12 protein-coding genes are annotated in these 12264 nt (G+C 73.0%); 3 read left to right on the forward strand and 9 right to left on the reverse strand.

Annotation, left to right across the window (positions count from 1 at the left end):
• Positions 1–513, forward strand: coding sequence for a carboxymuconolactone decarboxylase family protein (locus tag ABT123_RS15650; RefSeq protein ID WP_351313730.1), 513 nt, complete (start codon positions 1–3; stop codon positions 511–513).
• Here the strand turns inward: ABT123_RS15650 and ABT123_RS15655 are convergent.
• The 6 genes from ABT123_RS15655 to ABT123_RS15680 form a co-directional block, all read right to left on the reverse strand.
• Positions 503–1234, reverse strand: coding sequence for a serine/threonine kinase C-terminal domain-containing protein (locus ABT123_RS15655; RefSeq protein WP_351313732.1), 732 nt, complete (start codon positions 1232–1234; stop codon positions 503–505). The two genes, ABT123_RS15650 and ABT123_RS15655, sit on opposite strands and share 11 nt — an antisense overlap.
• A gap of 316 nt (positions 1235–1550) precedes the next feature.
• A complete protein-coding gene (locus tag ABT123_RS15660; protein ID WP_351313734.1) occupies positions 1551–1961 on the reverse strand; it encodes a hypothetical protein in 411 nt (136 codons plus the stop codon).
• Entirely contained in the window at positions 1951–3714 is a 1764-nt protein-coding gene (locus tag ABT123_RS15665) for an AbeC-like domain-containing protein (RefSeq protein ID WP_351313737.1), read from the reverse strand. Before ABT123_RS15665 ends, ABT123_RS15660 begins: the two co-directional genes overlap by 11 nt.
• 135 nt (positions 3715–3849) lie before the next feature.
• Positions 3850–4839, reverse strand: coding sequence for a malate dehydrogenase (locus ABT123_RS15670; protein ID WP_351313740.1), 990 nt, complete (start codon positions 4837–4839; stop codon positions 3850–3852).
• A 164-nt stretch (positions 4840–5003) separates the two neighbouring features.
• A complete protein-coding gene (locus ABT123_RS15675) occupies positions 5004–5441 on the reverse strand; it encodes a DUF3017 domain-containing protein (RefSeq protein ID WP_351313742.1) in 438 nt (145 codons plus the stop codon).
• Positions 5431–6291 (reverse strand): bifunctional methylenetetrahydrofolate dehydrogenase/methenyltetrahydrofolate cyclohydrolase, encoded by an 861-nt coding sequence (locus ABT123_RS15680; protein WP_351313745.1) that lies wholly within the window; start codon positions 6289–6291, stop codon positions 5431–5433. Before ABT123_RS15680 ends, ABT123_RS15675 begins: the two co-directional genes overlap by 11 nt.
• Positions 6292–6500: 209 nt before the next feature.
• Here ABT123_RS15680 and ABT123_RS15685 point away from each other — a divergent pair, with 209 nt between their 5' ends.
• A complete protein-coding gene (locus tag ABT123_RS15685; RefSeq protein WP_351313748.1) occupies positions 6501–7157 on the forward strand; it encodes a hypothetical protein in 657 nt (218 codons plus the stop codon).
• An 87-nt stretch (positions 7158–7244) separates the two neighbouring features.
• On the opposite strand, the gene purH is transcribed toward ABT123_RS15685, so the two are convergent.
• Together purH and purN are read right to left on the reverse strand one after the other, a co-directional pair.
• Positions 7245–8807, reverse strand: a complete 1563-nt coding sequence (gene purH / locus ABT123_RS15690) for a bifunctional phosphoribosylaminoimidazolecarboxamide formyltransferase/IMP cyclohydrolase (RefSeq protein ID WP_351313751.1) — start codon at positions 8805–8807, stop codon at positions 7245–7247.
• Positions 8804–9427, reverse strand: coding sequence for a phosphoribosylglycinamide formyltransferase (purN, locus tag ABT123_RS15695; protein ID WP_351313754.1), 624 nt, complete (start codon positions 9425–9427; stop codon positions 8804–8806). Before purN ends, purH begins: the two co-directional genes overlap by 4 nt.
• 244 nt (positions 9428–9671) lie before the next feature.
• Between purN and ABT123_RS15700 the strand changes: the two genes are divergently transcribed.
• Positions 9672–10274 (forward strand): hypothetical protein, encoded by a 603-nt coding sequence (locus ABT123_RS15700; RefSeq protein WP_351313757.1) that lies wholly within the window; start codon positions 9672–9674, stop codon positions 10272–10274.
• A gap of 450 nt (positions 10275–10724) precedes the next feature.
• Here ABT123_RS15700 and ABT123_RS15705 read toward each other — a convergent pair whose 3' ends face one another.
• The gene (locus ABT123_RS15705; RefSeq protein WP_351313760.1) at positions 10725–12197 is read right to left on the reverse strand and encodes a cell division protein PerM; all 1473 of its coding nucleotides are present in this window, start codon (positions 12195–12197) and stop codon (positions 10725–10727) included.
• Positions 12198–12264: the final 67 nt, after the last annotated feature.

Genomic DNA, 12264 nt, shown 5'->3' on the forward strand with positions numbered 1-12264 from the left:
ATGACGAACAACGCAGATACCACCACGAACAGGACCTACGCCGCCGAAGAGCCCGCCCGCATGCAATGGCACCAGCTCGCCCCCGAGGTCTACAAGGCGATGGTCGCCCTGGAGATCGCCGCCCGGAAGGGCCTGGACCCGGTCCTCGTCGAACTCGTCAAGATCCGCGCCTCGCAGCTCAACCACTGCGCCTTCTGCATCGACATGCACACCAAGGACGCGATCGCCGCGGGCGAGACCGTCGAACGGATCGTCCAGCTCGGCGCCTGGGCCGAGTCACGGCACTTCTACACCGAGAAGGAGCTGGCGGCGATCGAGTTCACCGAGGCCGTCACCCTCCTGACGGAGGGCTTCGTCCCGGACGAGGTGTACGCGCGCGCCGCCAAGCACTTCGAGGAGGCGGAACTGGCCCAGCTGACCGCGGTGATCGTGACGATCAACTCGTGGAACCGGTTCGCCGTGACCACCCGCTCGGTGCCGGGGCACTACACCCCGGGCATGTTCAAGCACTGACCCGGAAGGCCTCCAGCGCCGCCTTCAGATTCTCCTGGGTACGCGGCCACTCTCCGGCCGGGCCGGCGGCCAGCACCGCCCATTTGGCGCCGCCCGGCAGGAGGAGGACGCGTTCCACGCCGCGCCGCCGGCCCTTGGACTCGGCACTGTCGTACTCGTAGACGAGTTCGGCGGCTCCGGAGCCGTCCGGGACCGTCCCGACCCGGATCTCGGTGTAGCCGGAGGTACCGCTCCGGAGACCCGCCGAGGCTCCCTTGACCGCGTCGAGCGGGCTCAGTTCGGGCTCGGTGACCGGGAAGAACTGGAGCAGGGCGGTCCGGTCCGGTGAACGGTAGAACACTCCGTTGGGGGTCTCCTCGCGGTTCCAGTCGGCGGGGACCGCCGCGGTGAAGCCCTCGGCGTCGGTGACCACCCGGTGGCCACCGGCCCCGCCGGAAGCCGAGCTGGACGGCGAGGGTGACGGTGAGGCCGAGACCGAGGGCGACTCGGACTCCTCCGGGCCCGGAGCCGGCTCCTCCCGGGACGGGGACCCGCTCGGAGCGTCCGTGAGGGTGACGACCGGGGCCTGCGCCCCGGCCTCCGGCCCCTCGTCCCGCTGTACGAACCACACGGCGGCGGCACCCAGCGCAACGGCCGCCACCGCGATCCCCGCGGTCGCCGGGGTCAGCCAGGGGCTGCGCGCACGGGGGTCGCGCGGCGGACCGGGGCTGCCCACCGGCACCACCGGCTCCGCCGGGGCGACCGGAGGCAGCTGCGGCGGCAGGTGGGGCGGGGCCGGGGCCTGGGGCGGGGCAGGAACCTGGGCAGGGCCCGCGGCCTGGGCCGGAGCCTGGTCCTGAGTCTGGGCCTGGGCCGGGGCTTGAGCCGCCGGGGCCGAGGCAGGTGCCTGGGCAGGGCCCGCGGCCGGGGCAGGCGGCTGAGCAGGCGCCTGGGCAGGGACCTGGGGCGGGGCCTGGGAGGGCTTTGGTGGGGTTGGGGGGGCGTCTTGGACCCAGCGTTGGGTGCGGGGGTCCCAGCGGGGGGTGGAAGGGGACATCTCAGCCGCCCAGCGCCGTCAGCAGGCCGCCCAGCGAGGCCGCCGCACCCACCGAGTCGACCAGCGGCGCCCAGCGCTCCAGCGCGCCCCGCAGCCGGGTCAGCATGGCCGGGCGGATCGCGCCCTCGTCCTCCAGCTCGCCCGCCACCTCGTCCAGTTCGCCGTCCAGGGCGGACCGGTCGGCGCCGCGCGGCAGCCGGACCAGCGCGGCCCGGAGGTCGCGTACGGCCTCCAGCAGCTCCTCCGCCCCGGGCCCGGCCGCCGGGCCGCCGCCCCCGTGGTGGTGGGTCACGCTGTTGGTGTGGTTGCTGCCGCCGATACTGAAGGCGCTGCCGCTGACATCGCCGAGCCGCACCGCGGGCTGCTCCGTCCCGCCGGTCCCACCGGTTCCGCCGGTTCCGTTACTTGCCACCGCTGCTCCCCTTGACCGCCTGGTTGACGTTGTTGGTGTGTCCCGAACCGCCCACGGTGAACGCGCTCTGGTTCACGGACTGGATGAACACCCCGCCCTCGGCGACGTTGATCGCGCGCTGCGCGAACTCCTCGGTGTGCCAGCCGGCCTCGTGCAGGGCCTCGGTCACCCCGGCCACCACCCGGTCCTGAATGGTCTTCAGGTACCGGTCGAAGTCCATCAGGTGGAAGATCGTGCCGTTGTCCTGCGAGGCGATCTGGCGCACCGACGCCCACGCCCCCTCCGGCCGGGCGCCGCCATGGCCGCCGGTGACGATCCGCCACCAGCTCGCCAGGCCGCGGCACAGGGTGAGGACGGCCGCCGTGAACGAGCGGGGGGTGTTCACCAGTGCCCACACCGCCTTGCCGAACCAGTGGTTGTTCAAGTACCGCTGGGCGTCGGCGTCGGCGTTCAGGAAGTGCACCGGCAGCGGCAGCAGCACATGCGGTGCGACCTCCAGCATCAGCATCCCGCCCTGCGTGTGGACCCGGACGAAGACGGTGACGACAAGGTTCTCGTCCCAGCCGCCGACCCGGACCCGCAGGAAGTGGCGGCGCTGCTCGCCGCCCTCCTCGACGGAGGCGGCGCGGTGCTCGGCGAAGGCCTCGGCCGTGACCGGCGCGGCATCGCGGTGCGGCAGCCCGGTGGCGGGTACGAACACGCACTCCTCGATGACCAGTTCGCGCAGCCGGTCCATGACGGCGGCCTCGGCCTGGGCAGAGCCGTGCCGGGACGGGACGCGCAGCCCCTGCAGCCGGGGGACCACCTTCCCCAGGATGTGCGTGTTGTCCAGCGGGGTCGGCTTCCGGTCGAGGCCGAGGTCGTCGCGCGGACGCAGCTCGACCGAGAGGTGCCAGGGCCGGAAGGGGTCGCCCGCCCCGCACAGCGGGTCGTTGATGTCGTACACGACCAGCGGCGACCACTGTTCGCGGCGGATGCGCCGCAGGATCCGGGTCAGGCGGGCACCGGGCGCGGCCTCGGCCGGGTCGGCGGCCTGGTCGGCGTACCGGTCCGGGGAGAGGTCGGTGGCGATGGTCTTCGCGACATGGCCGCGCTGCAGGGCGACCAGGGTGACCAGGGCGGCGAACACGGCCCCCGTCCCCCAGATCAGGCCGGCGCCCACGGCGAGCGCGGAGGAGTCGGACGACCCGTAGGGGCCGTAGGAGCCGTACGAGCTCTCGTACGGGTCGTCCCCGAACGGCAGGCCCCCGCCCGGCCCGTCGGTCACGAGGTCGGTCAGGGCGATCCCCGTGCCGAGGAGGCCGAGCACCACCAGGATCAGGAAGATGGCGGCATAGACGCGGACCACCAGGCCGAGGAACCGGAGCAGCGCGGATCCCCGCGCGCGCAGCCAGCCGGCCAGGCGGAACGCCAGGAAGGGGATGAGCAGGAGCAGGAGCGCGCCGCCGGTGAGCAGGGCGCCCACGAACCAGGCGCCGAGGACCCCGGCCGCCCAGCCGAGTTCGGCGCGGCGGGCGCGCAGGGCGTGGGCGAGGACGCGGGCGGCGTCGAACCCGTACGAGGGGGCGGCGATGCGCTCCTCGTGGACGTACAGCTCGTCGATCACCCGGTCGCGGTAACCCCCGTCGATGTAGGTGCCCGCGCACAGCAGCCGTCCGGCCACGCTGGTCGAGGGGTGCACCGGGGGGCGGCCGTTGCGCGGATCGTCCCAGCCGCCCGCGGCGGGCTGAGAGGGAATGGGGATCTCGGTCACCGCCCGACCCTATTTATCCGGTACATACACCGGACAGGCTTTTTCACGCCAAAGCGCCCCGGTCATGTTTGACCGGGGCGCTTAAAGGGTTCTGCAGCTCAGCTCAGCGGCTCAGCGGCTCAGCGGCTCACCAGCTCAGATGAGGCCGAGCTCGCGGACCGCGTCGCGCTCCTCGGAGAGCTCCTGCACGGACGCGTCGATGCGCGCGCGGGAGAACTCGTTGATGTCCAGGTCCCGGACGATCTCGTACTTGCCGTCCTTGCAGGTGACGGGGAAGGAGGAGATCAGGCCCGCCGGGACGTCGTAGGAGCCGTCCGAGGGGATGCCCATGGAGGTCCAGTCGCCCTCGGCGGTGCCGTTGACCCAGGTGTGGACGTGGTCGATGGCGGCGTTGGCGGCCGAGGCGGCCGAGGAGGCGCCACGGGCCTCGATGATCGCCGCACCGCGCTTGGCGACGGTCGGGATGAAGTCCTCGGCCAGCCAGGCCTGGTCGTTCACGACCTCGGCGGCGTTCTTGCCGGCGATCTCCGCGTGGAAGATGTCCGGGTACTGGGTGGCCGAGTGGTTGCCCCAGATGGTGAGCCGCTTGATGTCGGAGACGGCGACACCGGTCTTGGCGGCCAGCTGCGAGATCGCGCGGTTGTGGTCCAGGCGGGTCATCGCGGTGAAGCGCTCCGCCGGGACGTCCGGCGCGGCGGCCTGGGCGATCAGGGCGTTGGTGTTGGCGGGGTTGCCGACGACCAGGACCTTGATGTCGTCCGCGGCGTGCGCGTTGATCGCAGCACCCTGCGGCTTGAAGATGCCGCCGTTGGCGGCGAGCAGGTCACCGCGCTCCATGCCCTTGGTGCGCGGGCGGGCGCCGACGAGCAGGGCGACGTTCGCACCGTCGAAGGCCTTGTTGGCGTCGTCGGTGATCTCGATGCCGCGCAGCAGCGGGAAGGCGCAGTCGTCGAGCTCCATGGCGGTGCCCTCAGCGGCCTTGAGGCCCTGCGGGATCTCGAGGAGGCGCAGGTTGACCGGCACGTCCGCGCCGAGCAGGTGGCCGGACGCGATGCGGAAGAGCAGCGCGTAACCGATCTGGCCGGCGGCGCCGGTGACGGTGACATTCACGGGAGTGCGGGTCATGGCCTTCTCCGTTAGACAGCTGGCGGTGGGACGTCCCTGCCCCATGTGCGCAGGCTATCCGACCGCAGGACGGCCCAACCCCCGGGTCGGTGTGGCACGTCGCACACGTCGCCCGGGAGTTCGAAGGCCAAGAGGCCTTCCGGCCTTGTTCCCGTGGACAGGGCCTAGCGGACGATGAACCGTACGGTGCTTTCCAGGAACGGAATCTCCAGCATCGGCTCGGGCTCCATCACCAGGGCGAGCAGGGTGATCGAGATGCCGAGGATCCCGTACGTGACCATGTCCGTGAACCGGGACCGGACCGCGAGCATGCCCACCGAGGGCAGCACCTGCCGCAGCACGGCGGCGGCGATCAGCACCGCCCCGATCAGCAGGCAGCCGACCCGGGGATGCCCCAGCGCGGTGGACAGCAGGCCGGCCGCGGTCGCGGCCAGCACGCTGAGCATCGGCCACTGGCGGGCCGGCGCGGGCGCGTCCCGGGGGGCCGCCCGGCCGCCGCCCTCGGGGCGGGCGGTGTCCCGGGTGACCTCCGGAAAGCGCCGGGACCGGGCTCCGGCGGGCCCGGCGGGCCCGCCCTGCCCCTGTTGCCGTTCAGCCTGCACTGGTCGACCGTTCCGCCGCCGTGACGACGTTGGCCAGGAGCTGGGCGCGGGTCATCGGACCCACCCCGCCGGGGTTCGGGGAGATCCAGGCGGCCACCTCGGCCACACCGGGGTGCACATCGCCGACGATCTTGCCGCCCTCGTCACGGCTGACACCGACGTCCAGGACGGCCGCGCCCGGCTTCACGTCCTCCGGCTTGACCAGGTGCGGAACACCGGCGGCGGCCACGACGATGTCCGCCTGCCGCAGCAGCCCGGACAGGTCGCGGGTGCCGGTGTGGCACAGGGTCACGGTCGCGTTCTCCGACTTGCGGGTGAGCAGCAGGCCGATGGACCGGCCCACGGTGATCCCGCGGCCCAGCACCACCACATGCGCGCCGTTGATCTCCACACCGTGGTGGCGGAGCAGTTCCACGATGCCGTACGGGGTACAGGGCAGCGGGCCGGGCTCGTTCAGGACCAGCCGTCCCAGCGACATCGGGTGCAGGCCGTCGGCGTCCTTCTCCGGGTCCATCAGCTCCAGCACCCGGTTGGTGTCGATGCCCTTGGGGAGCGGCAGCTGCACGATGTAGCCGGTGCACTCCGGGTCCTCGTTGAGCTCCCGGACGACCGCCTCGATCTCCTCCTGGGTGGCCGTCGCGGGCAGTTCCCGCCGGATCGACGCGATGCCGACCTCGGCGCAGTCCTTGTGCTTTCCGTTGACGTACCAGCGGCTGCCCGGGTCGTCGCCGACCAACAGGGTGCCGAGGCCGGGGGTGACACCCCGGGCCCTGAGCGCCGCGACGCGGGTGGTCAGTTCGGACTTGATCGCGGCTGCGGTGGCCTTGCCGTCGAGAATCTGGGCGGTCATGTCCCCATCCTCCCGGATGGACCGGCCCCGATTCCAGTCGGTCGACCGGCCTGGCACGCACCGCCTGGCCCCCGACTGGACAACGCATCGCGAAAACGACCACGATGGCCGGAAGTAGTGCCGCGGGCAGTGCCGGGGGGCGGACCGCACCGCTGACATTCCTCCGAGCGAGCCGCGCGTCCCCGCACTCCCACGGAGGAACACCCCAGATGAGCTTCGGCGATCCGAACAACCCGTACGGGCAGCAGCCCCAGGGCCAGCCCCAGTACGGCTACCCCCAGCAGGCCCCGCAGGGCGTCCCGCCGCAGGCCGGCTACGGCTACCCGCAGGCGCCGCAGGGCATGCCGGCCTACCCGGTGGGTGCGGGCATGGGATACCCGAACGCCGGCATGCCGATGGGGATGCCGGGCAGTGTGGTCGCCGCCCGCGTCATCCTGTTCATCTTCGGCGGCATCCAGGCCATCATCGGCGTGATCATCCTGCTGGTCGCCGGCCTCTTCGCTGCGGCTGCCAGCGACTCCAACTCCTCCGAGGTGGAGGACCTGGGCGCGCTGGCCGGTGCCGCCGGCGTGATCGTCGGGCTCATCGTGATCGGCATCGCTCTGTGGCCGATCCTGACGGCCGCCAAGCTGAGCAAGGGGCGCACCGGCGTCCGGGTCTCCGGCATCATCTACGGCTCGGTGGTCAGCCTGATCAACGTCGTGAGCGTGCTCATCAACCTGCTCGCCCTCGGCGCCGACAACGGAACGGCAGCCGGCGGACTCGTCTTCTCGCTGCTGATCAACGCGGTCGCCCTCGGACTCAGCATCTGGATCATCGCGGCCCTGGCCAACTCGACCGCGGGCGCCTACTTCCGCCGCCCGTAACCACCTGCCGGATACGCCGAAGGCCGCGCCCCGCACCGATCGCGGGGACGCGGCCTTCGCCGTACGACAGGGGGATCTGGGGACCGCTCAGTGGAAGAAGTGGCGGGTCCCGGTGAAGTACATGGTCACGCCAGCGGCCCTGGCGGCCTCCACGACCTGCTCGTCACGCATCGAACCGCCCGGCTGGACCACGGCCTTGATGCCGGCGGCCGTGAGGATCTCCAGGCCGTCCGGGAACGGGAAGAACGCGTCGGACGCGGCGTACGAGCCCTGAGCGCGCTCGGCACCCGCCCGCTCGACCGCCAGCTTCGCCGAGTCGACCCGGTTCACCTGGCCCATGCCGACGCCGACCGAGCCGCCGTCCTTCGCCAGCAGGATCGCGTTCGACTTGACGGCCCGGCAGGCCTTCCAGGCGAAGGCGAGCTCGGCGAGCTCGCTCTCCGACAGGGCCTCGCCCGTCGCCAGGGTCCAGTTCGCCGGGTCGTCGCCCTCGGCCTGCAGCAGGTCGGACTGCTGGAGCAGCACCCCGCCGCTGATCGGCTTCAGGTCACCGGGCTGGTGCGGCGTACCGTCCACCTTCAGCACCCGGATGTTCTTCTTCTTCGCGAGGACCTCGACGGCCCCGTCCTCGTACCCGGGGGCCGCGATGACCTCGGTGAAGATCTCCGCCACCTGCTCGGCCAGCTCGACCGTCACCGGCCGGTTGACCGCGATCACGCCGCCGAAGGCGGACAGCGGGTCGCAGGCGTGCGCCTTGCGGTGCGCCTCGGCGACGTCCGCGCCGATCGCGATCCCGCACGGGTTGGCGTGCTTGATGATCGCGACGCAGGGCTCGTCGTGGTCGTAGGCGGCCCGGCGGGCGGCCTCGGTGTCCACGTAGTTGTTGAAGGACATCTCCTTGCCGTGCAGCTGCTCGGCATTGGCGAGTCCGCCCGGCTGACCGTCGGTGTAGAGCGCGGCGGCCTGGTGCGGGTTCTCGCCGTACCGCAGGCCGGCCTTGCGGTCCCACGCCCCGGCGAGGAACTCGGGCAGCGCGCCCTCCTCCGCCTCCGGTGCGTACGCATTGGTGAACCAGGACGCGACGGCCACGTCGTACGCGGCGGTGTGCTGGAAGGCCTCGGCGGCGAGCCGCTTGCGGGCGCCCAGCTCGAAGCCGCCGCTCTGGGCGGCGGCGAGGACGTCGGCGTACCGGGCCGGGCTGGTGACCACGGCGACCGACGGGTGGTTCTTCGCCGCGGCGCGGACCATGGACGGGCCGCCGATGTCGATCTGCTCGACGCACTCGTCGGGGCTGGCCCCGGAGGCCACGGTCTCCCGGAACGGATACAGATTGACCACCACGAGGTCGAAGGGCTCGACCCCGAGCTCGGCGAGCTGCTCGCGGTGGCTCTCCAGCCGGAGGTCGGCGAGGATGCCGGCGTGCACGCGCGGGTGCAGGGTCTTGACCCGGCCGTCCAGGCACTCGGGGAAGCCGGTGAGCTCCTCGACCTTGGTGACGGGCACCCCGGCGGCGGCGATCCGCGACGCCGTCGACCCGGTGGAGACCAGCGAGACACCCGCCTCGTGCAGCCCGCGCGCGAGCTCCTCCAGCCCGGTCTTGTCGTACACGCTGATCAGCGCCCGGCGGATCGCCCGCTTCGTCGTGGTCACTGGATCGTTACCTTTCGTCCCTCAATGCGGTAGCCGTGCCGGGCCAGTCGCCCCACGACATCGACGAGCAGCCTGCGCTCGACTTCCTTGATGCGCTCATGGAGAGCGGCTTCGTCGTCCTCGTCCCGGATCTCGACCACACCCTGGGCGATGACCGGACCGGTGTCCACGCCGGCGTCCACGAAGTGGACGGTGCAGCCGGTGACCTTCGCGCCGTAGGCGAGCGCGTCCCGGACCCCGTGCGCGCCGGGGAAGGCGGGGAGCAGGGCGGGGTGGGTGTTGACGATCCGCCCCCCGTACCTGCCGAGGAACTCCTTGCCCACGATCTTCATAAACCCGGCGGACACGACGAGATCGGGCTGGAAGGCCTCGGTGGCCTCGGTGAGCGCACGGTCCCAGTCCTCGCGGGTGGGGTACGCCTTCACCGGGCACACGAAGGTCGGAATCCCGGCCTTCACGGCCCGCTCCAGCCCGGCGATGCCGTCCCGGTCCGCTCCCACGGCCACGACGCGCGCGCCGAACCCTTCGGGCCCCTCTGGATCGGCGTCGATGGCATCAAGCAGGGCCTGGAGGTTGGTGCCGGAACCGGAGACCAGCACGACCAGGCGGGAGACGGCCATGGGGGCCCTTTCTCACGGGTTCGTCTTATGCGATCGTACGAAACTCCGGGCCCCTGATATACGGGGGACCCTACGAAGCCATCGACCGCCTGCAACGATACCGGCACACCGGAAGGCCCCCGAGGGACGGCCCCCTGCCAGCGGGGTAGCGTCTGGCATACCAACGCATCCAGCCACCAACGCGCACGCACCCAGCACACATCCAGCACTGCCCGCCCACACCACAGGGGAAGAAACGCACCCGATGCCGGACCGCCGCCAGTCCTCCACCCCGCCGTCCGCGCCGAACGGCGACGACAACCCGTTCGCGGCTCCCCCGGAGGGGCGCCCCGACCAGCCGTGGCAGCCACGCAACGGCGCGGACGAGCACCGGCGGAGCGAGGAGCCGTCCGGCGGCCCGGGCAACACAGGCGGCGGCCCGTCCCGCTGGGACCCCACCGACCCGGTCCAGCGCCGGGCCCGGTACGCACTGCTCGCGGGCATGTGGGGCTTCTTCTTCGGCCTGTTCGGGATTCCGTCGATGGGCCTGCTGCTGGGGGCGCTGGCGCTGTACTGGGGCATCACGGCCCTCCGCGGCAACCCAAAGCCCACGCCCACCCAGCCCGCTTCGGCTGCTCCCGCGACCCCCCTCCCGGCGTCGTACGCCCGTCCGCAGCGGACGGCGGCGGTGAGCGGGCTGGTGACGGCGTCGCTGGCGATCCTGTTCGCGGTGGGGTCGTACACACTGCAGATCGTGTACAAGGACTTCTACGTCTGCCGGGACGACGCACTGACCCAGACGGCAGAACTGAAGTGCAACAACGAACTCCCGAAGCCCCTCCGCGGCATCCTGGGCATCCAGCCCTGACCCGATGCTGAGCAGCCCCGCCGAGGCCGGCAAGCCGGTACGGGTGCCGGGCGGAGCCCGGGGCGCGGCCCCGAGAGCGGGGGCCGGGCGCAGCCCAGGCCCGGGGCGAAGCCCCGAAAATCGCCGCCGGCGCATCCCGGAGAGCCCGCCCGGGATCCAGGGCGAAGCCCCGGGAGTCGGGTCCGGGCGCAGCCCGAGGCAGTCCCGGGGCGCAGCCCCAAAAGCGGGGGCCGGGCGGAGCCGGGGGCCCGGGGCGGTTCCGGGGTCCGGGGCGGAGCCCCGAAAAGGCGGGGTCCGGGGGCGGAGCCCCCGGGAGGCGGCTGCCGGGCGCAGCCCGGGCAGCGCGTCCGGGGGCCGGGCGGAGCCCGGGGTTCGGGGTCCGGGGCGGAGCCTCGGTTTCGGGAAGGGGCGGGGTGGGGGAATGGCTCCGCGCAGCGGACCCCCGTCCCGCTAGGTCGCCCGGTCCCGCCGCGTCAGCACCCTGGCTCCCGCCACACCTGGCAGCAGCTCCGGAGCCGGCACAGCAGCAGCTGCCACAGGCTCCGGCGCAGCCGGGGCCACAGCCGGGCCCGGGAGGGGCGGGGTCAGCGGGCCCGAGGTGTCGCGGGGCGCCGCGCGCCGCAGCTCCCGCACCCCCGTCACATGCCACCCCTCCCCAACCGCCGGCTCCTGCGCCGGCTCCTGCCCCGCCCCCCAAACCGGCCGCGTCCGCCACCCCTGCACAGCCACAGCCACCGGCACCGCCACCCCCACCGTCCACACCGCCGCCGCCCCACCCGTCTCCCACCACACCGGCCCGAACCGGGCCAGCGCCCCGGTCCCCAGCGGCCCCGCAGCCGCCCACGCCAGAACCCCCATCAGCCCCCCGCACACCAGCCCGCCCAGCGCCGCCGTCAGCGCCGTCTCCCCGTACGAGACCTCCCGCGCCCGCCGCACCGCGAACCAGCCGGCCACCAGCCCCGCCGCCACCGGCACCCCCATCGCCGCCCAGGTCAGCAGCGAGCCCGGCCCCTCCGGCGGGAGCGCCGCCAGCAGCGGGAAGCGGGGCAGTGCGGGCGTTCCGGTGACGGCCAATGGGGTGGCGGTGGCTCCCGCACCGAGGGCGAACCCGGGCCCGAGCCCGTAGGCCGCACCCCACACCACCGCATTGGGCACCAGCGCCAGCGCCAACAGCAGGACCGCGAACCGCCCCGACCACACCCCGGTGAGCTCGAGGAACGTGTCCTGCACGGCCGAGCCGTGCCAGACCAGCGAGGCACCGAGCAGCAGCGCCCCACCACCCAGCAGGGTGAGCGCCCCGGCGGCGCCCGCACGCAGCGCCAGCGCATACCGGGGGCGCTCGCACACCTTCCGTACGCCCCCCGGCAGCAGGGACGGCAGCCAGGACGGCACCGCCGACCACACCCCCGCGACGGCGGCCACCACGGCCACCAGCGGCAGGTGCCAGGCCGCGCTCAGCGGATCCGCGGGCAGCGGCCCGCCCGCCGCATACGCCGTGGCAGCCGCACCGACGATGAGATATCCGCAGGTCACGGCGGAGAACACGGCACTGCCGGGCAGCCCTCCGTCGTCCACGGCCAGCCGGGCGGCCCGCCGGATCAACAGCACGGGCAGACACACCAGCAGAAGAGGCGTCAGCCCGACCGGGGCGGGCACCCCGGACAGCGTGTCGTACCTGATCAGCTCTGTGCCATGGGCGAGCAGCCACAGCCCGGCCGCCACATGGAGGGCACCGCCCGGTCCGCTGTCGGGGTACGGGGAGCTGATCCACAGCACCATCACGAGGACGGCGAGGGAGCCGAGCCCCAGCCCGGCGGCCATGGCGCCGCCCAGTACGCAGGCGGCAGCCGCCGGAGTGCGACGGCGGCCCGCAGCCCGCGGGGGCGTCGGCAACGACGTCCCGCGTTCGGTCACTTGGGTCACCCCGCCATGGTCCCAACGACACGCGCTATGGGCGGGTAACAGGCGAATGACCGTGGTGTCGCCCAAG

This window comes from Streptomyces sp. NPDC002054 (genome assembly GCF_040296685.1).
Classification (GTDB): domain Bacteria; phylum Actinomycetota; class Actinomycetes; order Streptomycetales; family Streptomycetaceae; genus Streptomyces.

Coding starts and splice junctions, on each gene's coding strand:
- ABT123_RS15685 (WP_351313748.1), top strand. CDS start 6,501: ATGAGCTTCGGCGATCCGAACAACCCGTACGGGCAGCAGCCCCAGGGC.
- ABT123_RS15650 (WP_351313730.1), top strand. CDS start 1: ATGACGAACAACGCAGATACCACCACGAACAGGACCTACGCCGCCGAA.
- ABT123_RS15700 (WP_351313757.1), top strand. CDS start 9,672: ATGCCGGACCGCCGCCAGTCCTCCACCCCGCCGTCCGCGCCGAACGGC.
- ABT123_RS15670 (WP_351313740.1), bottom strand. CDS start 4,839: ATGACCCGCACTCCCGTGAATGTCACCGTCACCGGCGCCGCCGGCCAG.
- purN (WP_351313754.1), bottom strand. CDS start 9,427: ATGGCCGTCTCCCGCCTGGTCGTGCTGGTCTCCGGTTCCGGCACCAAC.
- ABT123_RS15680 (WP_351313745.1), bottom strand. CDS start 6,291: ATGACCGCCCAGATTCTCGACGGCAAGGCCACCGCAGCCGCGATCAAG.